Raw genomic sequence first — 25,393 nt, 5'->3', positions numbered from 1 at the left:
TACAAAAGCCGAAGCGAGAGGAACCATATGGTTTCTCACACGTTTTAATCTGGCAATTCAGCTTTGGGGAGTTCCAGCGTGAATCGAAATGGCCTTTATCTGATTATCGGCGCTCTTATAGTTGTGGTCGCCGGGTTTGCTTATTATGCCTATCAGGAAGAAACAAAACCTGCGGGTATCGAGATGAAAATCGGGGAAGATGGTATTTCCATTGAGGAGAATTAACAAAAAAAGAAGTTATAAACATATAAACCGATTTAGATTTCAAACGCTTACGGTTTGTGATTAAACTTTTTTGGCGGGTGTGTGTTATTCGATTTCCACGACAACGGAGGATCGAAATGTCTATCCAGACTTCAGACGCGCTATACCGCCGTCACGAACGCGAATGGGCTGCTTTTCGTGATGCAGTCGAACAAAACGAGACGAGCCAGAAGCGAAATGACCCAGCTTCCGACGAACCAGTCTATGGAAGCAAACTTTCGGATCATGAGTGATCTGTTCAGCATCTCCTAATAAAACGCCGCTTCTGCGGCGTTTTTTATTGCCACCGCAATATCGTGAAATTTTAAATGCACAAAAAATGACTTGGGATTTCGAGAGCAGCGGCTACTTTCGCAGCATGATTGATTCAACTGAGAGGACCGGGAAATGACGGCGCAAAAAGTAGCGATTGTAACGGCTGGCGGCAGCGGCATGGGAGCGGCCTCCGCACGACGGCTTGCCAAAGACGGTTTTGCCGTGGCGATCCTATCTTCCTCGGGTAAGGGCGAAGCTCTGGCCGGTGAGCTTGGCGGTATCGGCGTCACCGGCTCAAATCAGTCAGTGGATGATCTCAAGCGGCTCGTCGATCTGACCGTGAAGAAATGGGGCCGCATCGATACGCTGATCAACAGCGCCGGTCATGGCCCGCGCGCGCCAATCCTCGAAATTACCGATGAAGACTGGCATAAAGGGATGGATACCTATTTCCTCAATGTGATTCGGCCAAGCCGTCTTGTGGTACCCATCATGCAGGAGCGGAAAACGGGTACAATTATCAATATTTCATCGGCATGGGCTTTTGAGCCGATTTCCCTGTTTCCCACCTCGGCGGTATTTCGTGCAGGGCTGGCGTCTTTTACAAAGATTTTTGCCGATGCCTATGCGAGCGATAATATCCGCATGAACAATATCCTGCCCGGCTGGATCGACAGCCTTCCCGCCACCGAAGATCGCCGTGAAAGCGTACCCATGCAGCGCTATGGCACGAGCGAAGAAATAGCGGCTACGGTTTCGTTCCTTGCTTCCGAAGGGGCTGCTTATATTACGGGGCAGAATCTGCGTGTGGACGGCGGTGTTACCCGATCCGTTTAAACGAGTTCCAGTAACCAAATGCGAAGGAAGGCACGCTAGTGTCTTCCTGTCGCGATTCGGACAGGGACGGAACAAATGGCTGCAAGGAAACGGAGTTCTCGCTCGCCCAAGCGCTCCACCAGGCGCAAAAGCAGATCGGGTTCAAGCACGCCTTTGTTGGCGCTGGGTGTTATTTTAGGACTTGGAGCATTCAGCCTCTGGGCCACCTCCCAACATAAGAACCCGCATGCCGCACTGACCGGATTATTCCAACGCTCCGTATCCAAGCCCGCCCCCTCCGCACCGGCGAAGGCCGAACGCAAGCCACAGTCAGAAAAGGCCGTAGTTGAAAAGAAAGCTGCCTCGAAGTCAGATGCGAAAGACTTCGCCAAGGCAGTCGGCCCCGTTCCACGCCCGATCGCGGCAGTAGCGCCAGCCCGACCAAAACCACTGGAACAGACCGCTGTTCGCGCAGCCAAGCTGCCGATGCCGCCGCGCGGCACCAACGCACCGGCCCAATCGCCTTCAGTCATCTTCGCAAAAGTGAAGCTGACTATTCGCAAGAATGCATGGGATAAATCGCCCGCCATCGGCACGGTCGAAAAAGGGCGCGAAATGCGTTCCTATGGCAAGACGGGCCGCTGGCACCGCGTCGTGGTGCCTTCGACCAATATGATTGGCTGGGTGCATGAAGATCAGCTTGTCGGCGGGCGCAGAAAACCCGATAGCGCAAAAATCATTACCGGATCGATTGCGAAGAAACCGCAGGCAGCCGCTCCGGCTTCTTCAAAAGCACCGCAAAAGTCCCGTATCAAGCCCCCATTGGCGGTCGGCCAACATAATTAGTGCGCTCTGTTGAGCAGGCCTTAAATCTGCTCCGATGTCGTATTGATCGAACACGGCTTAACATCTGTGACCATAGCTGCAAGTTGCGGATCACCGGGCAGATATATAAACCCTGCCCCTGTCAACGACGATGTATCAGCGATGAGATCACCATAGAGCTGATCAAAAAGCGCTTTCTTTCCCAAAACTGCCAGCAGTAATTTCATGAATACAGCAGGAACCGGCACCAGTCGCGATGGTCGGCCCAGCGTGGCGCGTGTTTTTATCACCAGTTCGCGTGTCGAACGCGGTTGCGGCTCGGCCAGATGGAAAACTTTGCCTGCAACTGTCTGTGCCGGGGCATCGACCAGAAAAGTCAGCGCGCGCACCACATTTTCCAGCGACACAAGACTGCGCCGATTATTCGCACAACCGAAGGGAAGCGGCAGGGGCGTGTCGCATAATTTCACTAGGGCTTTAAGATTGGCGCGTGCGCCCGGTCCATAGACAAGAACGGGACGGGCGATCACGATTTCAATGCCGCCCATGGCGAGAAGCGCCGTTTCAGCACGCGCTTTGGCACTACCGTAATCGTCGCGTGGTGCGAGTTTCATGCCCGGCGTTAGCGGCGATGGATTGCCTGCAACCGTATAGATCGTAGAGACGAAGATGAAGCGCCGCACACCGGCCTGCCGGGCTTTTTGCGCCAGTTCGACCGTCAGGCGATGGTTGACCGCATCGAACTCATCCGCCTGCGGGCGCGCAGCCCCGGTGCGATGGGCAAGAGCTGCGCAATGAATAACGGTTTGGGCATTCGAGAAATCCGGTTCTGAAAGATCGGCGCGCGATAGTGGAAGGATGACATGCCCCTCGCTTTGAAGATGGCGCGAAAGCGCGCCGCCAATAAACCCTCCTGCTCCAGTGACGGCAATCTTCATTCGTTACCGTCATCCATTTTGGAAAGTATCTGTGCTGCCAGGGTACGGGTGATACGGGTTTTCTGTTCCAGCGCTGCGCGGTCGAGCCAATCCACGAGGCGAATGGCCGAGAGAAGTGAACGCTCCATCCGGCTGACGAGATAACTCACAACATGCGGCTCCACACTGACCTGCCGGTCGGCGAACAGCTTGTGAATCACCCCCGAAAGCAGCATGTCGTCCGGCTCCGAGATTTCGACTACGGTCGCGGCTTTCAGGCGCGAAGCGAGATCGGGCAGCTTCACATTCCAGTTCGCCGGGCGATGATGCGACGTTATCAGCAGCGAAGGCCCCGGCCCCTGCGCTGCATTCTGCCGCACGCTGTTGATGAGATGGAACAGGCCCGTCTCGTCGAAAGGCTCGCCGCCAATATCATCGATCAGAACAGGCCGTTCCGCAGTGCCGGTCACAGCCTCATCCGTAATAGCGTTCGGATCGACCAGAAGCGCGTCGGTGGCGGAGCGCCAGACTTCCGCCAGATGCGTCTTGCCAGCGCCAGTCGGCCCGGCAAGAATCACGACAGGCGTCAGCCAGTTGGGCCAGCGGTCGACAAGCTCCACCGCCGCACGGTTCGATGACGTGACAATAAGGTCTTCGCGGTGATAGCCGGGCTGGTGCTCAAGATTGAGCGGAATCTGACGCGGTTTCATTGCTTCTTGCCTGCATTCTCGCCTGCCTCGATAAGCGGCCCAGCATCGGGGTCTGGCTGTTTATAGGCAGGGTCATACATAGGAGAATGGAGATAGCGGTTCAGCGCGAAGCGTACAAGCACTGCGACAGCGGCTGCGGCAGGCACGGCGACCAGCATTCCGGTAAAGCCGAACAGGGAGCCGAAAGCAAACAACGCAAACATCAGCCAGACGGGATGCAGGCCCACCGAAGAGCCGACGAGCTTCGGCTGGAGAATATTGCCCTCCACGAACTGACCGAGAAAAAATACCGCTGCCACGGCCACGATCATGATCCAGTCGGGCCAGAACTGTACCAGCGCCACGCCAATGGCAAGCGTCAGACCGATAAAGGACCCGACATAGGGAATGAAGCTGATAAGACCAGCAAAAAAGCCGATCAGCAGGCCAAAGTTGAGGCCGGTCAGGGTCAGACCAATGGCATAATAGGTACCCAGTATCAAACACAAGGTTCCTTGTCCGCGAATGAAACCTGCTACAGCTGCATCCATTTCGCCCGCAATGCGCCGCACCGTATGAAGCTGGGAGCGCGGCACCCAGGAATCGATCTTTTCAACCATATGATCCCAATCGAGCAACATATAGAAGGCGACCACCGGCGTGACGACGAAAAGCCCCGCAATATCGATAAGGGATTTCCCCGAATTCCACAGGGACTGAAGCAGCGTCGACAGGAAACCGGCGCTCTGCTGGAGCAGCGAACTGAGATTTTCGCGGATGACCGAGCTGTCAATGCCGATATAGCGTTTGAGCCATTGCGAATTCTCATTGGCCAGAAGCGACTGGAGCTGCGAGATGTAATCGGGCAGTTTGGAAATGAAATCGACAAGCTGAGTGGCCAGAACCGGGATGATAATCATCAGGCCAATAACAAGCGTCACCAGAAAGATCAAAAGAATGACAACGGTGGCAGCCAACCGCGAAAGACCCATTCGCTCCAAACGGTCGGCCACCGGATCGAGGAAATAAGCCAGTGCCATACCCGCCACGAAAGGCAGCAGCACCGAGCTGAAAACCACGAGGAACAACACGAACACCGCCATTGCCACAACCCAGAACATCGCCTGACGCCGTATGCTCGTACCGGTGATGCCTCCAAGTTCGACATTGACGTGAATATCGCCGTCGCGCGCCGTCGCGTCCGATTGCTGTATCGTCTTGTTCACGCTTCCACGCGCTGGCGCTGGTCTCTTCACCATATTGATCCACTCTCTGCAAAAGGCAGTCTCGCTCTGTCCTATATAATAGACCCGTGTTACTTTTATCGTAATGACTGTCTCAATGCGATCTTGCCGGAACGGGAATATTCGGCAGATTATCACGTTGTTTTGCGCTTTTCCGCCCCTTCGGCCTTGCAGGGCAGGCAATCTCATGTCATTGCGCGCTTGAATGATCCCCTGTGTGGGACACAGCCCAGTTTCCGGCCAGTTTCAGGAGCAGATCATGACCGTGGAAAACAACCCCGACAGCAAGCCCGGCAGCAAGAACGGGCTGACTTATGCGCAGGCTGGCGTCGATATCGATGCCGGGAACCTGATGGTCGACAAGATCAAGCCGCTCGTCCGTTCCACGCGCCGCCCCGGTGCGGATGGTGAAATCGGCGGCTTTGGCGGTTTGTTCGATTTGAAAGCGGCAGGTTTCACCGATCCGGTGTTGGTCGCGGCCAATGATGGCGTCGGCACCAAACTCAAGATCGCAATCGATGCCGACAAACACGACACGGTTGGCATCGATCTCGTCGCCATGTGCGTCAACGATCTGGTTGTGCAGGGCGCAGAACCGCTTTTCTTCCTCGACTATTTTGCCACTGGCAAGCTCTCACCGGACCAGGGCGTCGCTATCGTTTCTGGCATTGCGGAAGGCTGCCTTCAGGCCGGGTGCGCGCTTATCGGCGGCGAAACGGCTGAAATGCCCGGCATGTATCGCGATGGCGATTACGATCTCGCAGGCTTTGCCGTCGGTGCCGCAGAACGAAACCGGCTGTTGCCACGCGGCGATGCGCGTGAAGGCGACATCATTCTGGGGCTTCCTTCGTCGGGTGTTCATTCCAACGGCTTCTCGCTGGTGCGCCGTATCGTGGAAATGTCGGGCCTTGGCTGGAAGTCCGAAGCACCGTTCCAGTCCGATGCGACCCTTGGCGAAGCGCTGCTGACGCCAACACGCATTTATGTGAAGTCTCTGCTTGCCGCAATCCGCGCCTGTGATGGCATCAAGGCGCTAGCACATATTACCGGCGGCGGTTTCCCCGACAATATTCCGCGTGTTCTGCCAGAAGGGCTTGCCGCCGAAATCGATCTTGATGCAATTCCGGTTCCGCCCGTCTTCTCATGGCTTGCCAAAACCGGCGGTGTGGAGCCGCTTGAAATGCTACGCACTTTCAATTGCGGCATCGGCATGATCGCCGTGGTCGAACCAGACAAGGTGGGCGAGGTTCTAGCCGCCCTTGCCGCAGAGGGCGAAAATGCCGTCACGCTGGGCCGCATGATCAAGCGCGAAGGCGAAGGCGTCGTTTATCGGGGCGCGCTGGTCCTATGAACCGCAAGCGGGTCGTCATTTTCATCTCGGGTGGCGGCTCCAATATGGAGGCGCTGATCCGGGCTGCGCAGGCACCCGATTTTCCGGTACAAGTCGTCGCCGTCTTCTCCGACAAGACCGAAGCGAGCGGTCTCGCCAAGGCGCAGGCGGCAGGTGTTTCCACGCATATATTCCCGCGCAAGGAATATGCTTCTAAGGATGTGCATGAAGATGCGATCCTTGCAGCTCTCGCTACTATCAAGCCCGACATCATCTGCCTGGCAGGCTATATGCGGCTTTTGTCGAGGCGCTTCATTACGCCTTATGCAGGACGTATTCTCAATATCCACCCTTCCCTCCTGCCTCTTTTCCCCGGATTGCACACGCATCAGCGTGCGCTTGATGCAGGTATGAAACTGGCAGGCTGCACCGTGCATCTGGTGACGGAGGGCGTAGACGAAGGGCCTATTCTGGCGCAGGCTGCTGTTCCGATTCTCGATGGCGACACGGCTGATATTCTTGCCGCGCGCGTGCTAAAGGCAGAACATCGGCTTTACGCGCTGGCATTGTGCAAATTTGCCACGGGCAAAACCGAAGGCGATGGACTGCAAAATGCGATGGTCATCAGCGCGTAAGCCCCGTAACAGAAATCGCCCCATTCGATTTTTTTCATGCGCGAAACTTTAATTCCCGGACAGAAGCTCTAGTTCATTTGACAGGAAAGCTGCGCCGCAGTTTCCCAAAGGCGCGTCGTCGCCTTGTTCAATATGCTTTACAGAAGAGGACAATAATCATGTCTCTCCGTTTTTCGACTTCTTTCCTGTCAGCTATGGCCGTCGTTTCCGGCATTGCATTAACCGCTCCTGCCTTAGCCGCGGATGTGGTTCTATCGCCCGCATATACAGCACGCACACAACCGCGCTCGGAAGTCGGCACGCTGACCTGCGACATATCCCCAGCAATCGGCGTCATCATCGGCAGCCAGCAGGATGTCGACTGCATATTCAAACCTGTACGCGGTCATGGCCCGATTGAATATTATACCGGCAATATCACCAAGCTCGGCATTGATATCGGCTTCACCAATGGCGGCACGATCGCCTGGGCCGTGTGGGCGCCAACCGTTCGCCCACAAGGCGCCCTCATGGGCCGTTATGTCGGCGCTTCGGCGAATGCGGCCATCGGCATTGGCGCTGGCACCAATATTCTGACCGGCGGTTCATGGAAGACGATCTCGCTGCAACCAATCTCGGTGCAAGGCCAGAAGGGCCTCAATGCAGCCGTGGGCCTTTCCAAGCTCAAGCTGAACTACGTAGGTTGAGTTCAAACCCCGCGCCAAATGTTTGTGGCGCGGGGCCTATTCTATACCAGCTTTCTGATCCAGATCTTGGTGTCGTGAACGGCGAGGCCGCCATAAGGCGCGGGCGCATCGGCGCTGGTCAGCACATTGATCCCCTCGCCTCGTTTGAAAGCGGAATTGGGAAAAATTCCTTCTGAAATCACGACGCCGCGCTTGTGACCGGCGCGAATACAGGCGTGCAGCAAGACTTCCCCGCGATGATTGCCGATCTCGATTTGCGCGCCATCGACAATGCCCAGCTCCGCGGCATCATCCGGATGAATGAGCAATTGCGGGCGAATTTCTTTGTCCAGCGACGTTGGCGTTTCGGCAAAGGTCGAATTGAGGAAATTATGGGCGGGTGATGTAGCGAGCCGGAAAGGATGCTCATTGTCCGCTGCCTCAATCACTGCCCAATGGTCGGGAAATTCGGGAATCGTCTGGTAAGGCCCCTGCATTCCCATCACTTCAGGCGGCCTGTTGGGCGCGGGACTGCCGGTCCAGTCGGGGCGGAAACGAAACTTGCCATCCGGCCATCTAAACCCGTTGAGGAAATGCGCTTCTTCAAATGGGGGCTGCATATCGATGAAACGCTTTTGCTTCAATTCATCAAAATGCGGCAGATTGCTGCTGGCGTTCATATTGTCGATCAATGTGCGCTCATCCAGATCGAACCCAGGCAGATGCCCAACGCCAAGTCTTTTTGCCAGTTCATTGATGACAAAAATATTCGGCCGCGCCTCGGCATAGGGTTCGATCAGCTTCGGCCCCAGCACCAGGTGCTGCTGGCCGCCACCACGATAAATATCGTCATGTTCAAGGAAGGTCGTAGCAGGCAGCAGAACATCGGCCATTTTCGCCGTATCGGTCATGAACTGCTCATGCACCACGGTAAAAAGGTCTTCACGCGCAAAGCCTTCACGCACAAGGCGCTGCTCAGGCGTCACATTCATCGGATTGGTATTCTGGATCAGCAAGGCAGTGATAGGCGGGCCACCATAAAGCGCGTCAGGGTCGCCGGTCAGAACGCGGCCGATCTTCGACTGATCGAGATAGCGAATTCCGTTCTTCTGGAAAGCGCGCCCTTCGATCTCGCGCTTATCCAGTTTGAAAATGCCGGAATTGGAATGAAACGCGCCGCCGCCCTCATATTGGAACGCGCCGGTCACGCAGGCGATGGAGGTTGCAGCGTGCATATTGACCGCGCCATTGCGCTGGCGTGTGAAGCCATAACCGAGGCGGAAGAAAGTGCGCTGTGTTCGACCAATGAGATGAGCGAATGCTTCGATCTCTACAACCGACAGGCCGGTGATCGCCGCCGCCCATTCTGGCGTGCGGGTCTGCAAATGGGCTTCAAGCCCTTTTGGATCATCGGTATAGCGTTCGAGATAATTCCAGTCAGCAAGGCCATCGCGAAAGAGAACATGCATCACCGCGCAGGCAAAGGCCCCATCCGTGCCGGGCTTGAGTACGATGCCCATATCCGCTTGGCGCACGGTCGCATTGGCATAGATGTCGATGACCACGATCTTTGCGCCGCGTTCCTTTCGCGCACGCACTGCATGGGTCATGACGTTGACCTGGGTTGCCGCCGCATTGGTACCCCAGATAACGACCACATCGGCTTTCGCCATTTCGCGCGGGTCTGGCCCCGTCAAGCTGCCGGTTCCGGCAAAATAGCCGGTCCATGCCGTATTGGTGCAAAAGCTGTCGAACTGGTTCGAATAGCGCTTGGCATGGCGCAATCGATGAATGGAATCGCGCTGCACCAGCCCCATCGTGCCCGCATAATAATAGGGCCAGACCGTCTCGCTGCCGAAATCCCGCTCTGCCTTGAGAAAACGCTCCGCAACAAGATCGAGTGCTGCTTCCCACGATACCTGTTTCCACTCTCCGCCGCCCTTGCGCCCGGCACGCAGGAGCGGATGTTTCAGGCGGTCGGGGTGATGGGTGCGTTCGGCATAGCGCGCCACCTTGGCGCAGATCACACCAGCCGTATAGCTGTTGTCCTTTGCGCCGCGGACGCGACCGATGGTGCGTTCGTCCAGCAGTTCGATATCGAGCGCGCAGGTTGACGGGCAATCGTGCGGGCAGGCGGAATGGCCGATTGTGATATTCGGTCTCGTGAATGACTGGCTCATGGCTTCTCTTTTAACGCAGACGTGATACCACGGGAACAGGTTTGTGTGGCAGTACTTTCAGGCGATACGAAGTGTCACCGCGCCAAGCACGATCAAGGCTGCTGCTAAAAAACGCGGCAGGCCGACTTTCTCTTTCAGCACGAAAGCGGAAATCAGCACTCCGAACAGGATCGCTGTTTCGCGCAGGGCCGCGACTACGGCTATCGGGGCCATGGTCATCGCCCAGAGTGCCAGACCATAGGAGCCGAGCGTTCCCATTCCGCCGATGATGGCAGGACGCCAGCGATGGCGCACATAATGGATAAACCGATCCGGCTCGCGATAAAGCGCCCAACCGGTGAGCGGTGCCGCATTCACCAGAAACAGCCACAATGTATAGGAAAGCGGCTCGCCTGAAACGCGCACACCAAGACCATCAATGATCGTATAGCCCGCGATGAAACCGGCATTAGCCAGAGCGAGCATTGCCGTGCGGGAGGAGGTTGCGCTATTCCGGCGCCGCGCTTCCAGCGCCATAGCAAGCACGCCGCAGCAGATCAGCACGATGCCGAGCCAGCTCTTCCAGCCCATCAACTCGCCTACCAGCGGCCCGCTGACCAGCGCTACAAGCAGTGGCGGCGTGCCGCGCATGATCGGATAGGCTTCGCTCATATCGCCTGATTTATATGCAGCGGCCACCAACGACATATAGAAAATCTGCGTGATCGTGGAGAGTGCAATATAAATCCAGCTTGCAGGAGCGGGCAGCGGCAGAAATGGCACGATAAAGAGTGCAATAAGACCCGCGGCACCCGTCACGCTCGCGGCTGCGAAAAACTTGTCACCACTTCCCTTTACGATAGCATTCCAGCTTGCGTGAAGAAACGCGCCACAAAGGACTATGAGCAGGACGCCACCGGACATTGGCTAACTCGATTCGGAGGGAAGCAATTGATGACACTTATATGTCACAATTATCGAGACGCGGATATTGCCGAAAAGAGCAAGGCGTGAAACAAGCGCAGTCATGAATTATCGCCATGCCTATCACGCCGGAAACTTTGCCGATGTCGTCAAGCACGTCATCCTTTCGCGCATTGTCGAATACCTCAAGCGCAAGGAGCAGGCGTTTCGTGTGATCGACACCCATGCGGGGATCGGCCTCTATGATCTGCGCGGAACCGAAGCCGACAAGACCGGAGAATGGACCGGCGGCATCGGGCGCGTGATCGACGCCGTGCAAAAAGGGCAAGTCGAACCACAGGCGATGGAATTGCTCGCCCCCTATCTTGAAGCCGTGCACACAGTCAATCCGAAAGGAGGGCTGCGGCACTATCCCGGTTCGCCATTGCTTACGCGGCATCTGCTGCGCAAGCAGGACCGTCTGTCGGCACTGGAACTGCATCCGCAGGATGCGGCAAAGCTCGCCAGGCTTTTTGCAGGCGACATTCAGGTACGCGTGATCGAGCTGGATGGATGGCTGTCCCTTGGTGCGCATGTTCCACCCAAGGAAAAGCGCGGCCTCATTCTCGTAGACCCGCCTTTCGAAAAAGAAGGCGAGTTCGATCGCCTGGTTGACGGACTTGTCAAAGCATATAGGCGCTTTCCTGGTGGAACCTATGCATTCTGGTATCCGGTCAAGGAGCGCAAGGAAACCGAACGTTTCAGCAAGCGACTGCGGGAAACCGGAATTGCCAAAATCATGCAGATCGAGCTTGCGATTCGCGCACCCTCGCCCGATCCGCGCCTTGACGGCACAGGCATGATTGTCATCAATCCGCCCTATACACTGGAAAGTGAGATGCAAATCCTGCTTCCCTGCCTTACCAAGTTGCTTGGCGAAGAAAAGGGGAGCAATTTCAGCGTTCAATGGATACGCGGCGAAACGGATCGTACTTGACCGACGCGGATTGCTGGTTGAAACTGCGCCTCAGCAGTATTTCAGGCTCGAATTGCAGGACAGGACAAGACATGCAACGCAAGTTGAACCGCATCGGACAGTTTTCGCGAGCAGCACTTTTGGTCGCTGCCGTTGCTCCCCTGACGATTGTTTCCTTGCCCGCAAGCGCGGCTGACTATCTCGCACCAGCCCCCGCAGGTGTTGTCGATGCCGGGCTGTGCAGCCAACAGGGCGTTCTGCGCAGCGTTGTCGCCGATTTCGGCTACCAGGTGCGCCATGTGCCAAACCTGCCGCAGGTTGGCATTTCCGCCATGAGCGATGTCCGGCTGACGCGCTATGAACCGAAAAACAACCCGGCAGAAATCGAGCGTACCTATTGCAAGGCGACAGCCGTTTTAAGTGACGGCCAATATCGTTCCGTCTGGTACATGGTCGAAGAAGGTCAGGGCTTTGCGGGCGTGGGGCAGAATGTGGAATTCTGCGTCGACGGCTTCGATCGCTGGCATGTATATGATGCGAATTGCCGCGTTCTACGCTGACCGGAGGCATTGATGCTGCGCAAATTGGCGGTGATCCCAGCCGCCGTGATTGCAACTGCACTTGCAGTGCTTCCCGTGACCGCACAGGATCGGAGTGATAGCCGCCCTGGTGATTTTGACTTTTATGTACTGGCGTTGTCCTGGTCGCCAAGCTATTGCACTCTGGAAGGCCAGCGAGCCAACAAACAGCAATGCAGCAAAAACAAACCGTCCGGCTTTGTCGTCCATGGGCTTTGGCCGCAAAATGAATGGGGCTATCCGGCGAACTGTTCGTTCGATAATAGCCGCAGTCGCGGCAACTATGTCCCACGCCACATCATATCCCGCTTTTCCGACATCATGCCTTCGGCAGGACTTGCAGCCTATCAATGGCGCAAGCACGGAAGCTGTTCGGGACTGACGCAAAACGACTATTTTGCAACCATGCGTGACGCGCGTAGGCGGGTGAACATTCCGCCCAGCCTGCGTAATCTTGCAAGCGGACGGCGCGTCGAGCCTTTGTTGGTTGAAAAAGCCTTTATTGCAGCCAATCCGGGCATAAAAGCGGGCGGAATTTCGGTCTCCTGCAAAAGAAACTATCTTCAGGAAGTGCGTATCTGCATGAGCAAAGACCTGAAATTTCGCGATTGCAAACAGGTCGATGCCAATGCCTGTCGCAGCCGCACCGTCCTTATGCCATCAACCCGATAATATTCATTCTCAGGAACAGCCATGACCCAGATACTTTATTCGCCCGCCTCGCCTTACAGCGCGAAGGTGCGCATGGCGGCACTTTACGCTGGCATTCCCGCTGAAAGCATCGCCGTGAATACTTCGTCTGAACCGGAAAACCTGATCAATGCCAATCCGCTCGGTAAAATTCCGACGCTCATCACCGATGATGGCAAAAGTATTTTCGACAGCCGCGTGATCACGCAATATCTCAACCGCACTTCCGGCAACAAGCTGTTTCCACGCAATGCCGAAAAACGTACCGATGCAGAACGTTTCGAGGCCATTGCCGACGGTTTGTGCGACGTGCTGCTGGCCCATGTTTATGAACGCAGAATGCGACCCGAGGAAAAGGTGCACCAGCCATGGCTCGACCTGCAATGGCGCAAGGCCGAACGCGCGCTCGACCTTCTCAATGAAGCACCTCCTCGCCTTGCCACTAAATTACATGGCGGCCACCTTGCCGTCGCTGCGGCACTTGGCTATCTCGCCCTGCGCTTCGAAGGCAAATGGGAACGCGGACGGCCGAAACTCAAACGCTGGATGAGGCGCTTTGAAGAACTTCATCCAGAACTGGCCAGGCTTTTGCCGCAGGGTTGAGACTTGAATAATAAAAAACCGGGCAGTTTCCTGCCCGGTTTTTCTGTACGATTATCGACTAATCAGAACTTGTAGCCGACGCCGACGCGGATATCGTGAGTGTCGAGCTTGTTGCGGATCGATTCACCGCCGAAGTTGTACGTCTTGTTACCAAACTGGGTATAACGGTATTCAACGCGGCCCAGAATGTTTTCGGTCAACTTGGCTTCGAGACCAGCACCAGCCGTCCAGCCAACGCGGAACTTGCTTTCGTCGTCAATGCCGTTGTCAAGCTTGACCTGCGAACCAGCAACACCTGCGGTGATGTAAGGCAGAACTGGATTCATATCGTAGCCAAGGCGGCCACGCAGCGATCCTTCGAAGCCCTGCTTGGCTTCCAGGCCATTCTTGGACTTCTTGGCCCAGGAATAACCTGCGTCACCTTCGACACCGTATACGATCTGATCCTGCTGGAAGTTCCAGCCGGCATAGGCACCAGCCTTCAGATCGTCCGGCTTGATGGTGCCGTCGGTGCTGGTCTTGACCTTGTTCCAGCCGTAGCCGAGATACAGACCGGTATAACCGCCAGCCCAGCTATACTGCGGAGCCATTTCAACCGGAGCCGGAACAGGAGGCTGCTCCATGATAGCGTCTGCGGCAAAAGCGGTAGCAGAGAACGGCAGCAGCGCAGCCGAGGCGATTACGAGTGATTTAAGAGTGCGCATAGCATTCTCCTTGACTAAAATTACTTTGGCGCGGTCCCTTATCGGGTAGGCGATTTCGGGAGTGAACCACCCATGCCGCGCTGACCGGACTGACATATCGGCGGTAATTGCGGCATGATCTGCCCCCTTCTGTGAAGAGATCCTGACGAGAAGATGGCTAAATTGCGATGTTGCATTCTCGCAACGCTTGGGGATCGTACCTATATAAGTGCTTACCGACACCATAAAGCCGAATGGCAAAAAGCGATTTGCAACAAACCCCCTGATTTTGCTAGACTTTTATTAACAGCAAAGGAGCACGACGCCATTTTTCGCTGTATTTTATCTGGCAAAGTGGCATGAAATGAAGCAATGAATCACGATAAGAAAGTATTTACCGTGTTGGATAATCCAGATGCCCATCCGCTTGCAAATTACCCTGTTCTGGTGACGGGTGGAGCACGGCGCATCGGAAAAGCCATCGTTGAAGATCTGGCAGCCCATGGCTTTCCGGTAGCAATTCATTGCAATCAATCACTCGATGAGGGCCACGCGCTTGCGGCTGAAATAACCGAACGCGGCGGCAAGGCCAGCGTCGTGCAGGCCGACCTGAGTGACGAGAGCGGGGTACGCGCCCTGTTGCACAAAGCGGAAAACGAGATCGGGCCGATCCGGCTGCTTGTCAATAATGCCTCGCTATTCAAGGATGACGGTATCGGCAATCTCGATATGCATTTGTGGGACCGCCACTTCGACGTTCACCTCAAAGCTCCGGTGATCCTTGCGGAGGAAATGGCGAAGGCGCTGCCTGCCGATGCAAGCGGTCTTATCGTCAATGTTATCGACCAGCGGGTCTGGAAGCTCAATCCGCACTTCTTCTCTTATACACTTTCCAAGACCGCGCTGTGGAGCGCCACGAAGACACTTGCGCAGGCGCTGGCACCACGCATTCGCGTCAATGCCATTGCCCCCGGCCCCACTTTGCCGAGCGAACGGCAAAATATGGATGACTTCCAATTGCAGATCAGCAGGCTGCCTTTGCAGCGCGCGCCCGATCTGTCCGAATTTGGTCGCACTGTTCGCTATTTCTGGGAAAGCCGTTCCGTAACCGGACAAATGATCGCACTGGACGGCGGCCAGCATCTGGCATGGGAGACGCCGGACATCGCAGGAATCAGAGAATGACCAGTCCTCGCAAAACCAATGATGACACTGCCCCGCACCTGCCGCCGGATGACGAGATGGATGTGGCCGGTATCGTCGTCGGAGAAGCCGATATGGAAGAGGATGATGAAACCATTGAGGAAATCCCGGCTGCACCTTCGGCAGTCGAGTTGATTCAATGGGACAGTTCGGACGGCCTGCCGGACACGAAAGGTCTGAATGGCGCCGACATTATCAACGCATTCGTCAAGCATCTGCCGAATAATCCCGGCGTCTATCGCATGTTCAACAGTGATGGCGACGTGCTTTATGTCGGCAAGGCGCGCAGCCTCAAGAAGCGTGTCTCCAATTATGCACGCGGCGTCGGCCATTCGAACCGCATAACGCGGATGATCCACGATACTGTCACGATGGAATTCGTCGTGACACGCACCGAAACCGAAGCGCTACTGCTCGAAGCCAATCTCATCAAGCGGTTGCGCCCGCGCTTCAACGTGTTGCTGCGCGACGACAAATCGTTTCCCTATATTCTTCTGAGTGGGAATCATCGCGCACCGGGTATTTTCAAACATCGAGGGGCGCGCAGCCGGGCAGGCGAGTACTTCGGACCTTTTGCTTCCGGGGGAGCCGTGACACGCACAATCAATGCGCTTCAGCGGGCATTCCTGCTGCGCACTTGCACCGATTCGGTTTTTGAAAGCCGCACGCGCCCGTGCCTGCTCTATCAGATCAAGCGCTGTTCCGGTCCGTGCACGCACGAAATCAGCGATGAGGATTATGCGGAACTGGTGCGTGAGGCCCGCGCCTTTCTTTCCGGCAAAAGCCAGAGTGTGAAGGACCATCTCGCCGCGGCCATGCAGGCAGCTTCAGCCGAACTCGACTTTGAACATGCCGCTGTCTACCGCGACCGGCTTACCGCGCTGTCGCATGTTCAATCCCATCAGGGCATCAATCCGCAAACGGTCGAGGAAGCGGACGTCTTCGCCATCCATCAGGAAGGCGGCATGACCTGCATTCAGGTCTTCTTCTTCCGCACCGGGCAGAACTGGGGCAATCGGGCCTATTTCCCCCGGGCCGACAGTTCGCTCGGCCCTGCCGAAGTGCTCGGCGCGTTCCTGTCGCAATTCTATGATGACAAGCCCTGCCCCCGCCTCGTCCTGCTGTCAGAAACGGTTGATGACCAGTCCTTGATCGCGGAAGCTCTGTCCACACGCGCCAGCCGCAAGGTTCAGGTCAGCGTGCCTCAACGAGGCGAGAAAAAGGAATTGGTCGATCATGCCCTGACCAATGCCCGCGAAGCGCTGGGGCGCAGGCTGGCCGAAACATCGTCGCAGGCGCGGCTGCTGAAAGGGTTTGCCGAAACGTTCAAACTGGCCCATGCCCCGCGCCGCATCGAAGTCTATGACAATTCGCATATTATGGGGACCAATGCGGTCGGCGGCATGATCGTTGCGGGACCAGAAGGTTTCGTCAAGAATCAGTACCGCAAATTCAATATCCGCTCGACGGATATCACGCCGGGCGACGACTTCGGCATGATGCGCGAGGTTATTGCACGGCGGTTTTCGCGGCTGGTCAAGGAACATGGCAGGGAACATGATGCGGAGAATGCCGTGCCTGTGCCAGTGAACGACGCCGAAATGGACGACAACTTCCCGGCCTGGCCCGATATTATTCTTATCGACGGCGGTCAGGGACAGGTTGGCGCGGTGCGCCAGATTCTTGCCGAACTGGGCATCGGCAAGCTTGTGACCGCCATTGGCATCGCCAAGGGCATCGACCGGGAAGCTGGGCGCGAGCGCTTTTTTGTTGAAGGAAAGCAACCCTTTACCCTGCCACCACGCGATCCGGTGCTCTACTTTGTCCAGCGCCTGCGCGATGAGGCACATCGTTTCGCAATCGGGACGCATCGTGCCCGACGCAAAAAGGAAATGGTCGCTAATCCGCTGGATGAGATTTCAGGAATCGGTCCGATGCGCAAGCGCGCTTTGCTACATCATTTCGGGACCGCAAAGGCCGTCTCAAGGGCAGCAATTGAAGATCTCATGCAGATCGACGGCATTTCGGAGGCCATGGCGCGCACCATTCACGATCACTTTCAGGACAGATAACGGTAATTTGTCCGCACTTGCACCGAAAATGCTCCACAGGCGGCATTACGTCCTAATAGAACAATAAGCGCAGGTGTTGATTTTCTTTGCCATCCCTGATGATGATGGACACTAATAAAGGATGCGGCGGTATAATGCGGAAAAATCATACACTTTCTTTGCCCAACATTCTGACTTACGGACGGATTGTCGCCGTGCCAATCGTCGTCCTGTGCTTCTTCGTGGAAGGACGCCTGCAATCGAGTGACTTCGCCCGCTGGACCGCATTAGCGATTTTTGCCGTCGCGAGTATCACCGATTTCTTGGACGGTTATCTTGCACGCATATGGCAGCAGACATCGACCATCGGCCGGATGCTCGACCCCATTGCTGACAAGCTTCTGGTTTCGGCCTGCCTGCTACTGCTCGCAGGAGACGGCACGATTGCCGGATGGACCCTCTGGGCCGCAATCATCATTCTCTGTCGCGAAATTCTGGTTTCCGGCCTGCGTGAATATCTGGCCGAGTTGAAAGTCAGCGTTCCCGTTTCCCAACTCGCAAAGTGGAAAACCACGGCCCAGATGGTCGCGCTTGCTTTTCTGCTGGCCGGCCCTGCCGGGGACAAGGTTCTGCCCTATACAACCGAGATCGGCATCGGCCTGCTTTGGATTTCCGCGATTCTCACCCTATATACGGGATGGGATTATTTCCGCGCTGGCCTCAAACACGTCATGGATTGATCTCGTGAGCATAAAACTCATCTATTTCGCCTGGGTGCGGGAGAAAATCGGCAAGGGTGAGGAAGTGATCGAACTTCCTTCGCCACAGATGACTGTCGGCGGGTTGATCACCCACCTCAAAAACCGTGGCGACGAATATGCCGCCGCTTTCGAGCACGAGAACATCATCCGCGCCGCCATCAATCAGGAACATGTCGATCATAACGAACTGGTCGGGGACGGCAATGAAGTGGCGCTTTTCCCGCCCATGACAGGAGGCTGAGATGAGTGGGCAACAGACCTGCCCTCTTCTGATCAGCGTCCGCAGTGCCGATTTCGATATTGCCGACGAAATCCGCAAACTCGGCGAGGGGCGCAATGATATAGGCGCGATCGTCAGTTTCACCGGTCTTTGCCGCGATGAAAATGGCAGGCTCGCAGCGCTTGAGCTGGAACACTACCCAGGAATGGCCGAAGCCGAAATCCGCCGCATTGCCCATAAGGCGAGCGAACGCTGGTCACTGGCGGGCGTTTCGATCATCCATCGCTATGGCCTTATCAGGCCCGGTGAGAACATCGTTCTTGTCGCCACCGCATCCGCCCATCGCAATGCTGCTTTTGAAGCTGCTTCATTTCTCATGGATTACATGAAAACCGACGCGCCATTCTGGAAGCGCGAGCATCTTGTCGGCCATACGGAAGGCGGATGGGTTGCGGCCAAGACCGAAGACGAACAAAATCTTGAGCGATGGCAATAACCGTGGATATCGCCTTTCGTATTTTCCAAATATCCGAGCTCCCTGTTTTAACTGTGAATTAACTACTTAAGCTCCTAAAATAAGGGAGAATTTCAGGCGCACCCAATTACGCTGCCACAATTTTCACATGAAGCTTCGATTATTGTCGGCCATAAGAAATATGCGGGGGCAAGAGTTTCGGAAACTGGTAATGATAAAAGGACTAATGAAAACGCTTTCAATCGCGGCGGCGCTCACTATCGGCATTGGCATGCTGGGCGGAGCAGCCCTGTTTGTCACCACTTCTATGCCAACAGCCAGCATTGCCGCCGAGAAAATCGTTAGCGGCAAGGTCCTTTATCGCGAACGTATCGCGCTGCCGCCGGAAGCCCATCTCACTGTCCAACTCAATGATATATCGCACGCGGACGCACCAGCGAAAACGATTGCCGAAACACGCATTGAAACGGTTCAAGGCTCTCCGCTTCCCTTCGCCATCAGTTTCGATGCCGATCAGATCAAGCCCGGCCATAGTTATGCACTTCAAGCCCGCATTACCGCAGGCGATACGCTTTGGTTCGTCAATGACGAGCGTTACTTCATCGATCTGGAGAAGCCCGTAGCAGCCATCGACATCAATGTCGTGATGGTTCGCAAAAGCACCGATGATAGGGTGGCGAGCAGTATTGAAGGCAGGGACTGGCTTGCGGAGGATATTCAGGGCGGTGGCGTCATAGACAATGCGCAGACCACACTGACAATCAATACTGATGGCGCGGCAAGCGGCTCCGGCGGCTGCAATCGCTATTTCAGCAAGACCGTCATATCCGGCAAGAGTATTTCTTTTGCCGAGATTGGTTCAACCTATATGCAGTGCCCGCCTGCTCTTATGAATCAGGAGCGCAAGTTCCTTGATGCTCTCAGCAAGACCCGTTCCTATAAAATGGAAACCGGCAAGCTTGTGCTTATCGACGAGAATGGCGAAGAGTTGGCCACCCTCGCCCAAAGCCTTTGATTTAAAGTAATAAATTTAGCGAACAAAAAAGCCGGGCGATGCCCGGCTTTTTTGTTCAATATTGGCTATTATCCGACGATTTCTGTACCGGAGAACCAGTAAGCGATTTCTTCGGCAGCGGTTTCCGGAGCGTCGGAACCGTGGACGGAATTTTCACCGATCGACAGGGCGAATTCCTTGCGGATGGTGCCAGCGGCAGCATCAGCCGGGTTGGTCGCGCCCATGACTTCACGGTTCTTGGCAATCGCATTTTCGCCTTCGAGAACCTGAACGATGGTCGGGCCGGAAGACATGAATTCGGTTAGTTCACCGAAAAATGGGCGCTCCTTGTGAACAGCGTAGAAGCCTTCGGCTTCACGGAGGCTCATCCAGACGCGCTTGGACGCGACAACGCGCAGGCCGGCTTCTTCGAGCTTGGCCGTGATTGCGCCGGTCAAGTTGCGGCGGGTCGCGTCGGGCTTGATCATGGAGAAGGTACGTTCGATTGCCATTATGATACCTTTTGATGGAAAGGGAGGAAATGAGGCTCTATACCGTCGATAGGCCCGGTTGCCAAGTGTTTCGGCAAGGCACAGTTGCAGGAAGTTTCCGCTTTTTTGGAAATTGCATGCTGCGCCCCGCCAATCCCTTGCGAAATTGCCAACAGCCATGCGATAGAGCCTTACCATGCTTATTCTCGACGACATATCCGTTCGCATTGCCGGACGCCTCCTTATCGATCATGCCAGCGTGACCCTGCCAGCAGGGTCCAAGACCGGTTTTGTCGGTCGCAATGGCACAGGTAAATCCACCCTGTTCCGCGTGATTACCGGCGATCTTACGCCTGAAACAGGTAACATATCGCTTCCCAGGAACACGCGAATAGGTCAGGTCGCGCAGGAAGCTCCGGGTACGGAAGAAGCTCTCATCGAAATCGTGATGAAGGCCGATAAGGAACGCGCGGCGCTGCTCGAAGAGGCCGAGACGGCGACAGACCCGCATCGTATTGCGGAAATTCACATGCGCCTTGCTGATATCGATGCCCATTCGGCGGAAGCGCGCGCAGGCGCGATTCTGTCCGGTCTTGGCTTCAATTCAAAGGCGCAGCGACAACCGGCTTCAGCTTTTTCCGGCGGCTGGCGCATGCGCGTTGCGTTGGCAGCGGTGCTGTTTGCGCAACCTGACCTGTTGCTTCTTGACGAGCCGACCAACTATCTCGACCTTGAAGGCGTGTTGTGGCTGGTCGATTATGTGAAACGTTATCCCCATACGGTCATCATCATCAGCCACGACCGCGACCTGCTTAATTCGGCCACCACGTCGATCATGCATCTCGATCAGAAGAAGATCAGCTTCTGGCGCGGCAATTATGACCAGTTCGAGCGGCAGCGGCATGAAATGCTGGAACTCCAGCAGAAAGCACATGCCAAGCAGGAAGCCCATCGCAAGCATATGGAATCCTTTGTTGAGCGTTTCCGGGCCAAGGCGACCAAGGCGCGCCAGGCGCAATCGCGCCTGAAAGCATTGCAAAAGCTCAAGCCCATTGATCTGTATGTCGAAAGCAATGTGCAGCCGTTCCGTTTTCCCGATGCCGAAAAAAAGACCGCCTCGCCGATTATCGCGCTCGATGATACCGATGTTGGCTATATGCCGGGCAAGCCGGTTCTGCATGATCTCACCTTGCGCATCGACAATGATGACCGCATTGCGCTGCTCGGCTCCAACGGCAACGGCAAGTCGACGCTCGCCAAGCTGATCGCAGGACGTTTACTCCCTGAAAAGGGAAAGCTGACCCTCTCGCCCAATCTGAAGGTCGCCTTTTTCGCCCAGCATCAGCTTGACGATCTGATACCGGAAGACAACGCTATCGAGCATGTGCGCAAGCTGATGCCGGCCGAAACAGAAGCGAAAGTTCGCGCGCGCGTAGCCCAAATGGGGCTTTCGACCGAAAAAATGCTGACGCCTGCCAAAGATCTGTCGGGCGGTGAAAAAGCACGCCTTCTCATGGGGCTTGCGACCTTCCATGGACCCAATCTGCTTATTCTTGACGAACCGACCAACCATCTCGATATCGACAGCCGCGAAGAACTCGTGCATGCGCTCAACGATTTCAATGGCGCGGTCATTCTGATCGCTCATGACAGGCATCTAATCGAAGCCACCATGGAGCGTCTATGGCTGGTGCGCGAAGGCGGCGTGCAGCCCTTTGACGGCGATCTCGACGAATATCGCCAGATCGTACTCGCGGATGCTCGCGGAGAGCCTGCGGCAGACCGCAATGAGGAGCCGAAGATCACCAAGGCAGAGCAGCGCAAACTGGCTGCACAAAAGCGCGAAACGCTGGCGCCATTGCAAAAAAAGATCAAGGAAACCGAAGGGTTGATCCAGAAATTGCAGAAACAGATTCAGGGTTTCGCAAGCCGGCTGGAAGACCCCGCGCTCTATGATAAGGAACCGCATAAAGCGGCCCAGATCAACAAGGAGATGAGCGACGCCAAAACCGCTCTCGCACAGGCGGAAGACGCTTGGCTGGCGATGTCTTCCGAATATGAAGACGCGATGTCTGCATGATTCAGCTTTATGAGCGGTTCCTGTTTAAACGCAATCATCGGAACCGCTCCAAGTTTTTGTTTTGACGCATTATCCGGACGCAAAACCGCTTCGCACTTTTTCTGGAAATGCTTTATGGGCGGCGCAGGCGGGTTCGCATCAACGCATAGACACCCAGAACACCGAGCACAAGGCCGATCGTCGTGTAAGTTTCGTCAGCGTCCTGCGCGCCACGGCGTAGTACCAGATCCACTTTTGAAAGCTGAAGCCCGTCCGTATTGCCCTGCACGGCGCGGAAAGCATAGAGACCCGGCAGTACCGGATCGATGTCGCCTGCACTTTGGCGCAGCACGCTTCCATCCTGCGGGCGATCTGAATTGATGGAACTGCTTGCTGAGACAAAATCCAGCCCTTTGGACAGGATCGGAAACCCATCGCGGCTGACGGCAAGCGTCAGCGCCGAGCGGCGTTCGACCGGAACATAACCGGGCAGCGGCGTGGCATCCACAAAAATACGCACTGGCGCATCGGCTTCGGAGAGACGTATTTCCTGCGTCCTGAAACCGCTGTCGCGACTTTCGAGAATAGTCCAGCGGCCAATCTCGCTGCCGGTGAAATGGCGCATATACCACGGATAACCCAGAGCAAGGCCGAAACCCGCAATAATCATGGCGACGAAAATCGCGCGCATCAGGCTTTTCGCTCCCAGCGACGATCGGATGTTTGCTGCCAATAGGTCAAATCGTGATTCTCCGCCTTGAAGGCTTTCCATTGCGCGCGCGCCTGCTCAAGCTGGTCCTGATCGTGACCGTCGAACATGACGACAAGCCGTTCATAATCCCCGGCCTGCTCAAGCGCCGCTCCCTCGACAAGAAAGCGGACCGTCGCGCCATTGGGATTAGCCTGCGACGTGGTGAGCAATACGGGCTGGTGTTCGGAGTGAGGCTCCCTGTCGGTCCCATGCGCCACAAAAGACGTGTCGGAAAAGGTCCAGAGTAGACTATCGAGAGCGTCGCGTCGTTCCTCGCTGACCGTCTGAATCGTCACCCGCCAGCCACGCCCCAGCGAGCGCTCGACAAGGCCCGGCAGAGCCTCATCGAGAGTCGATTCCGTCAGATGATAAAAGAGGATTTCAGCCATGCCTATCCGTACAGGATAAAGGGGAACGAAGAAAGTGATTCACTTCCTCGCTCCAACTTGTTGTTCCTGAATCGATTTCAGCTTTCGAAATGATCGCGCACAAGGCGGTCGAGAAGACGTACGCCATAGCCCGAAGCCCATGACTGGTTGTATTCATTGGCGGGCGAGCCCATCGCCGTTCCGGCAACATCCAGATGCGCCCATGGCGTTTCGCCGACAAATCGCTTGAGGAACTGCGCCGCCGTGATCGCACCCGCGTAACGGCCGGAGCTGTTTTTCATATCGGCAAATTTGGAATCGATCATCTTGTCATATTCCTTACCGAGCGGCATGCGCCATACCTTTTCGCCCGTCGCCTGCCCTGCTTCGTAAAGCTGGTCGGCAAGCTCATCGTCGTTCGAGAACAGCCCGGCATGATGTGTGCCCAGCGCCACCATGATCGCGCCGGTCAACGTGGCAAGATTGACGATGAAACGCGGCTTGAAGCGATCATTGGTGTAATGAAGTGCGTCAGCCAGCACGAGGCGGCCTTCCGCATCAGTGTTGATGACTTCAATTGTCTGGCCCGACATGGAAGTTACGATGTCGCCGGGACGCTGCGCATTACCGTCCGGCATGTTCTCGACAAGGCCGATCACGCCGATCACATTGACTTTTGCCTTGCGGCCCGCGAGCGCGCGCATCAGGCCGGTGACGGCTGCAGCCCCGCCCATATCGCCCTTCATCTCCTCCATGCCCGATGCAGGCTTGATGGAAATGCCGCCCGTATCGAAAACCACGCCCTTGCCGACAAAGGCCACTGGCTGATCCTTGCCTTTGCCACCCTGCCATTGCATCACGACAAGACGTGGCGGACGCACGGAACCTTGTGCAACGCCAAGAAGCGAGCCCATGCCGAGCTTCTTCATTTCCTTTTCGCCGAGCACCTCGACCTTCACGCCGAGTTTTTCGAGCTTTTCTGCTTCTTCGGCAAATTCAACCGGGCCAAGAATATTGGCCGGTTCATTGACCAGATCGCGCGCCTTCAACACGCCATCCGCCACGGCTTCGGCGACTTCGAGGGCCTTTTTGGCGCTTGCGACATCCGCCACGCAGAGATTGATCTTGGCCGCATGTTTCGGCTCGCCGTCTTCCTCGTCCTTGCGGGTCTTGTAACGATTGAAATCGTAAGAGCGCAGGAGCATCCCCAACGCCACGTCGGCAGCTTCATCACCGGCAATAGTTGTTTCGGGTAATGCCAGCGTCACGGTCGCGCGCACAGATTTGCCGATTCGCGAAAAAGCCGCACCGCCGATCTTGATCCAATCGTCATTGCCAAGCTCGCCCGGATCGCCGACGCCGACAAGAATGATCTTGTCCACGCCCTCACCTGACGTGTCAATTGTTTCTGCGGTCTTTCCTAGCGCGCCGGAAAAACCTGAAATTTCAGCTATACGCCTGATTTTATCCGCACCGCCGACCGCCTGTGCTGCCTCGTCCGCAAACCCTCCGCCCTTGGCGACCAAAATGATGCTTACGCCTTTTTGCGGCGCTGAAAATTCACTGAAAGAAATGGAAGGATGTTTGGGCATAACGACTCCAGACTGGGACCAGACAATGAGATGACACGATTGTGTCGCGACTTTTCCTCACTCATGTGAGACGAATATGGCAAAACGGCAAGAGCGCCGCAGCATCAAATTCAAGTTTGCGTTAACTGGCGTGAGGTCTTGCCGAGTATGTTTTACATCTCCCGTTCCGGAAAAAAACAAGTTGCTTCAATTCGCG

General features: G+C 55.9%; 28 protein-coding genes. 18 read left to right on the top strand and 10 right to left on the bottom strand.

What is annotated here, in order from left to right; genetic code table 11:
- The first annotated feature begins 78 nt into the window (after positions 1-78).
- The 4 genes from KUG47_RS04430 (at position 79) to KUG47_RS04415 (ending at position 2,181) form a co-directional block, all read left to right on the top strand.
- Positions 79-225 (top strand): hypothetical protein, encoded by a 147-nt coding sequence (locus KUG47_RS04430; RefSeq protein ID WP_217676711.1) that lies wholly within the window; start codon positions 79-81, stop codon positions 223-225.
- A gap of 116 nt (positions 226-341) precedes the next feature.
- Positions 342-497, top strand: a complete 156-nt coding sequence (locus KUG47_RS04425) for a hypothetical protein (RefSeq protein ID WP_217676710.1) — start codon at positions 342-344, stop codon at positions 495-497.
- A 154-nt stretch (positions 498-651) separates the two neighbouring features.
- Positions 652-1,356: an SDR family oxidoreductase gene (locus KUG47_RS04420; protein ID WP_217676709.1), complete on the top strand. Its 705-nt coding sequence runs from the start codon at positions 652-654 to the stop codon at positions 1,354-1,356.
- 75 nt (positions 1,357-1,431) lie between these two features.
- Complete coding sequence (locus KUG47_RS04415; protein WP_217676708.1) at positions 1,432-2,181, top strand: hypothetical protein; 750 nt, start codon at positions 1,432-1,434, stop codon at positions 2,179-2,181.
- Between the two features lie 20 nt (positions 2,182-2,201).
- On the opposite strand, the gene KUG47_RS04410 is transcribed toward KUG47_RS04415, so the two are convergent.
- From KUG47_RS04410 to KUG47_RS04400, 3 genes are read right to left on the bottom strand one after another with little or no spacing between them, the layout of a single operon-like run.
- On the bottom strand, positions 2,202-3,098 hold the full coding sequence (locus KUG47_RS04410) for an NAD-dependent epimerase/dehydratase family protein (RefSeq protein WP_217676707.1): 897 nt from the start codon (positions 3,096-3,098) through the stop codon (positions 2,202-2,204).
- Positions 3,095-3,787: a DnaA regulatory inactivator HdaA gene (gene hdaA, locus KUG47_RS04405; RefSeq protein WP_217676706.1), complete on the bottom strand. Its 693-nt coding sequence runs from the start codon at positions 3,785-3,787 to the stop codon at positions 3,095-3,097. The genes KUG47_RS04410 and hdaA overlap by 4 nt, the downstream gene beginning before the upstream one ends.
- The gene (locus KUG47_RS04400) at positions 3,784-5,025 is read right to left on the bottom strand and encodes an AI-2E family transporter (RefSeq protein WP_217676705.1); all 1,242 of its coding nucleotides are present in this window, start codon (positions 5,023-5,025) and stop codon (positions 3,784-3,786) included. Before KUG47_RS04400 ends, hdaA begins: the two co-directional genes overlap by 4 nt.
- A gap of 244 nt (positions 5,026-5,269) precedes the next feature.
- On the opposite strand from KUG47_RS04400, the gene purM reads away from it, so the two are divergent.
- The 3 genes from purM (at position 5,270) to KUG47_RS04385 (ending at position 7,661) form a co-directional block, all read left to right on the top strand.
- Positions 5,270-6,361, top strand: coding sequence for a phosphoribosylformylglycinamidine cyclo-ligase (gene purM / locus KUG47_RS04395; protein WP_217676704.1), 1,092 nt, complete (start codon positions 5,270-5,272; stop codon positions 6,359-6,361).
- The gene (purN, locus tag KUG47_RS04390) at positions 6,358-6,975 is read left to right on the top strand and encodes a phosphoribosylglycinamide formyltransferase (RefSeq protein ID WP_217676703.1); all 618 of its coding nucleotides are present in this window, start codon (positions 6,358-6,360) and stop codon (positions 6,973-6,975) included. Before purM ends, purN begins: the two co-directional genes overlap by 4 nt.
- Positions 6,976-7,133: 158 nt before the next feature.
- Positions 7,134-7,661, top strand: a complete 528-nt coding sequence (locus KUG47_RS04385) for a DUF992 domain-containing protein (protein ID WP_217676702.1) — start codon at positions 7,134-7,136, stop codon at positions 7,659-7,661.
- Positions 7,662-7,702: 41 nt separating this feature from the next.
- Here KUG47_RS04385 and KUG47_RS04380 read toward each other — a convergent pair whose 3' ends face one another.
- Positions 7,703-9,820 carry a molybdopterin oxidoreductase family protein gene (locus KUG47_RS04380; RefSeq protein ID WP_217676701.1) on the bottom strand — a complete coding sequence of 706 codons (2,118 nt, stop codon included), beginning with the start codon at positions 9,818-9,820 and terminating at the stop codon, positions 7,703-7,705.
- A gap of 57 nt (positions 9,821-9,877) precedes the next feature.
- Positions 9,878-10,723 (bottom strand): EamA family transporter, encoded by an 846-nt coding sequence (locus tag KUG47_RS04375; protein WP_217676700.1) that lies wholly within the window; start codon positions 10,721-10,723, stop codon positions 9,878-9,880.
- A gap of 103 nt (positions 10,724-10,826) precedes the next feature.
- On the opposite strand from KUG47_RS04375, the gene KUG47_RS04370 reads away from it, so the two are divergent.
- From KUG47_RS04370 to KUG47_RS04355, 4 genes are all read left to right on the top strand, one after another.
- Entirely contained in the window at positions 10,827-11,699 is an 873-nt protein-coding gene (locus KUG47_RS04370; protein ID WP_217676699.1) for a 23S rRNA (adenine(2030)-N(6))-methyltransferase RlmJ, read from the top strand.
- A gap of 71 nt (positions 11,700-11,770) precedes the next feature.
- On the top strand, positions 11,771-12,238 hold the full coding sequence (locus KUG47_RS04365) for a phage portal protein (protein ID WP_217676698.1): 468 nt from the start codon (positions 11,771-11,773) through the stop codon (positions 12,236-12,238).
- Positions 12,239-12,250: 12 nt separating this feature from the next.
- A complete protein-coding gene (locus KUG47_RS04360) occupies positions 12,251-12,928 on the top strand; it encodes a ribonuclease T2 family protein (RefSeq protein ID WP_217676697.1) in 678 nt (225 codons plus the stop codon).
- 21 nt (positions 12,929-12,949) lie between these two features.
- Positions 12,950-13,549, top strand: coding sequence for a glutathione S-transferase (locus KUG47_RS04355; RefSeq protein ID WP_217676696.1), 600 nt, complete (start codon positions 12,950-12,952; stop codon positions 13,547-13,549).
- Between the two features lie 62 nt (positions 13,550-13,611).
- Here KUG47_RS04355 and omp25 read toward each other — a convergent pair whose 3' ends face one another.
- Positions 13,612-14,253 carry an outer membrane protein Omp25 gene (gene omp25, locus KUG47_RS04350; RefSeq protein ID WP_217676695.1) on the bottom strand — a complete coding sequence of 214 codons (642 nt, stop codon included), beginning with the start codon at positions 14,251-14,253 and terminating at the stop codon, positions 13,612-13,614.
- Between the two features lie 351 nt (positions 14,254-14,604).
- On the opposite strand from omp25, the gene KUG47_RS04345 reads away from it, so the two are divergent.
- From KUG47_RS04345 to KUG47_RS04320, 6 genes are all read left to right on the top strand, one after another.
- Positions 14,605-15,417: an SDR family oxidoreductase gene (locus KUG47_RS04345; protein ID WP_217676694.1), complete on the top strand. Its 813-nt coding sequence runs from the start codon at positions 14,605-14,607 to the stop codon at positions 15,415-15,417.
- Positions 15,414-17,507, top strand: a complete 2,094-nt coding sequence (gene uvrC / locus KUG47_RS04340; RefSeq protein ID WP_217676693.1) for an excinuclease ABC subunit UvrC — start codon at positions 15,414-15,416, stop codon at positions 17,505-17,507. The genes KUG47_RS04345 and uvrC overlap by 4 nt, the downstream gene beginning before the upstream one ends.
- 134 nt (positions 17,508-17,641) lie before the next feature.
- Positions 17,642-18,226 (top strand): CDP-diacylglycerol--glycerol-3-phosphate 3-phosphatidyltransferase, encoded by a 585-nt coding sequence (gene pgsA, locus KUG47_RS04335; RefSeq protein WP_217676692.1) that lies wholly within the window; start codon positions 17,642-17,644, stop codon positions 18,224-18,226.
- A gap of 4 nt (positions 18,227-18,230) precedes the next feature.
- On the top strand, positions 18,231-18,488 hold the full coding sequence (moaD, locus tag KUG47_RS04330) for a molybdopterin converting factor subunit 1 (RefSeq protein WP_217676691.1): 258 nt from the start codon (positions 18,231-18,233) through the stop codon (positions 18,486-18,488).
- A gap of 1 nt (position 18,489) precedes the next feature.
- On the top strand, positions 18,490-18,963 hold the full coding sequence (locus KUG47_RS04325; RefSeq protein ID WP_217676690.1) for a molybdenum cofactor biosynthesis protein MoaE: 474 nt from the start codon (positions 18,490-18,492) through the stop codon (positions 18,961-18,963).
- A 190-nt stretch (positions 18,964-19,153) separates the two neighbouring features.
- A complete protein-coding gene (locus KUG47_RS04320; RefSeq protein WP_217676689.1) occupies positions 19,154-19,957 on the top strand; it encodes an META domain-containing protein in 804 nt (267 codons plus the stop codon).
- Between the two features lie 68 nt (positions 19,958-20,025).
- Here KUG47_RS04320 and ndk read toward each other — a convergent pair whose 3' ends face one another.
- Complete coding sequence (ndk, locus tag KUG47_RS04315; protein ID WP_217676688.1) at positions 20,026-20,448, bottom strand: nucleoside-diphosphate kinase; 423 nt, start codon at positions 20,446-20,448, stop codon at positions 20,026-20,028.
- A 175-nt stretch (positions 20,449-20,623) separates the two neighbouring features.
- Between ndk and KUG47_RS04310 the strand changes: the two genes are divergently transcribed.
- Positions 20,624-22,507 carry an ABC-F family ATP-binding cassette domain-containing protein gene (locus KUG47_RS04310; RefSeq protein WP_217676687.1) on the top strand — a complete coding sequence of 628 codons (1,884 nt, stop codon included), beginning with the start codon at positions 20,624-20,626 and terminating at the stop codon, positions 22,505-22,507.
- A 112-nt stretch (positions 22,508-22,619) separates the two neighbouring features.
- Here KUG47_RS04310 and bspB read toward each other — a convergent pair whose 3' ends face one another.
- The 3 genes from bspB to KUG47_RS04295 all read right to left on the bottom strand — a co-directional run bounded on the left by bspB (position 22,620) and on the right by KUG47_RS04295 (position 25,197).
- The gene (bspB, locus tag KUG47_RS04305; RefSeq protein ID WP_217676686.1) at positions 22,620-23,177 is read right to left on the bottom strand and encodes a type IV secretion system effector BspB; all 558 of its coding nucleotides are present in this window, start codon (positions 23,175-23,177) and stop codon (positions 22,620-22,622) included.
- Positions 23,177-23,626, bottom strand: a complete 450-nt coding sequence (locus KUG47_RS04300) for a DNA polymerase III subunit chi (RefSeq protein WP_217676685.1) — start codon at positions 23,624-23,626, stop codon at positions 23,177-23,179. Before KUG47_RS04300 ends, bspB begins: the two co-directional genes overlap by 1 nt.
- Before the next feature lie 77 nt (positions 23,627-23,703).
- The gene (locus tag KUG47_RS04295; RefSeq protein WP_217676684.1) at positions 23,704-25,197 is read right to left on the bottom strand and encodes a leucyl aminopeptidase; all 1,494 of its coding nucleotides are present in this window, start codon (positions 25,195-25,197) and stop codon (positions 23,704-23,706) included.
- Positions 25,198-25,393 lie beyond the last annotated feature (196 nt).

Origin of the sequence: Falsochrobactrum tianjinense (assembly GCF_019100495.1) — a bacterium.
GTDB lineage: Bacteria > Pseudomonadota > Alphaproteobacteria > Rhizobiales > Rhizobiaceae > Brucella > Brucella tianjinense.
The sequence above is the reverse complement of the archived record's forward strand: the minus strand, read 5'-3'. Positions and strand labels throughout refer to the sequence as shown.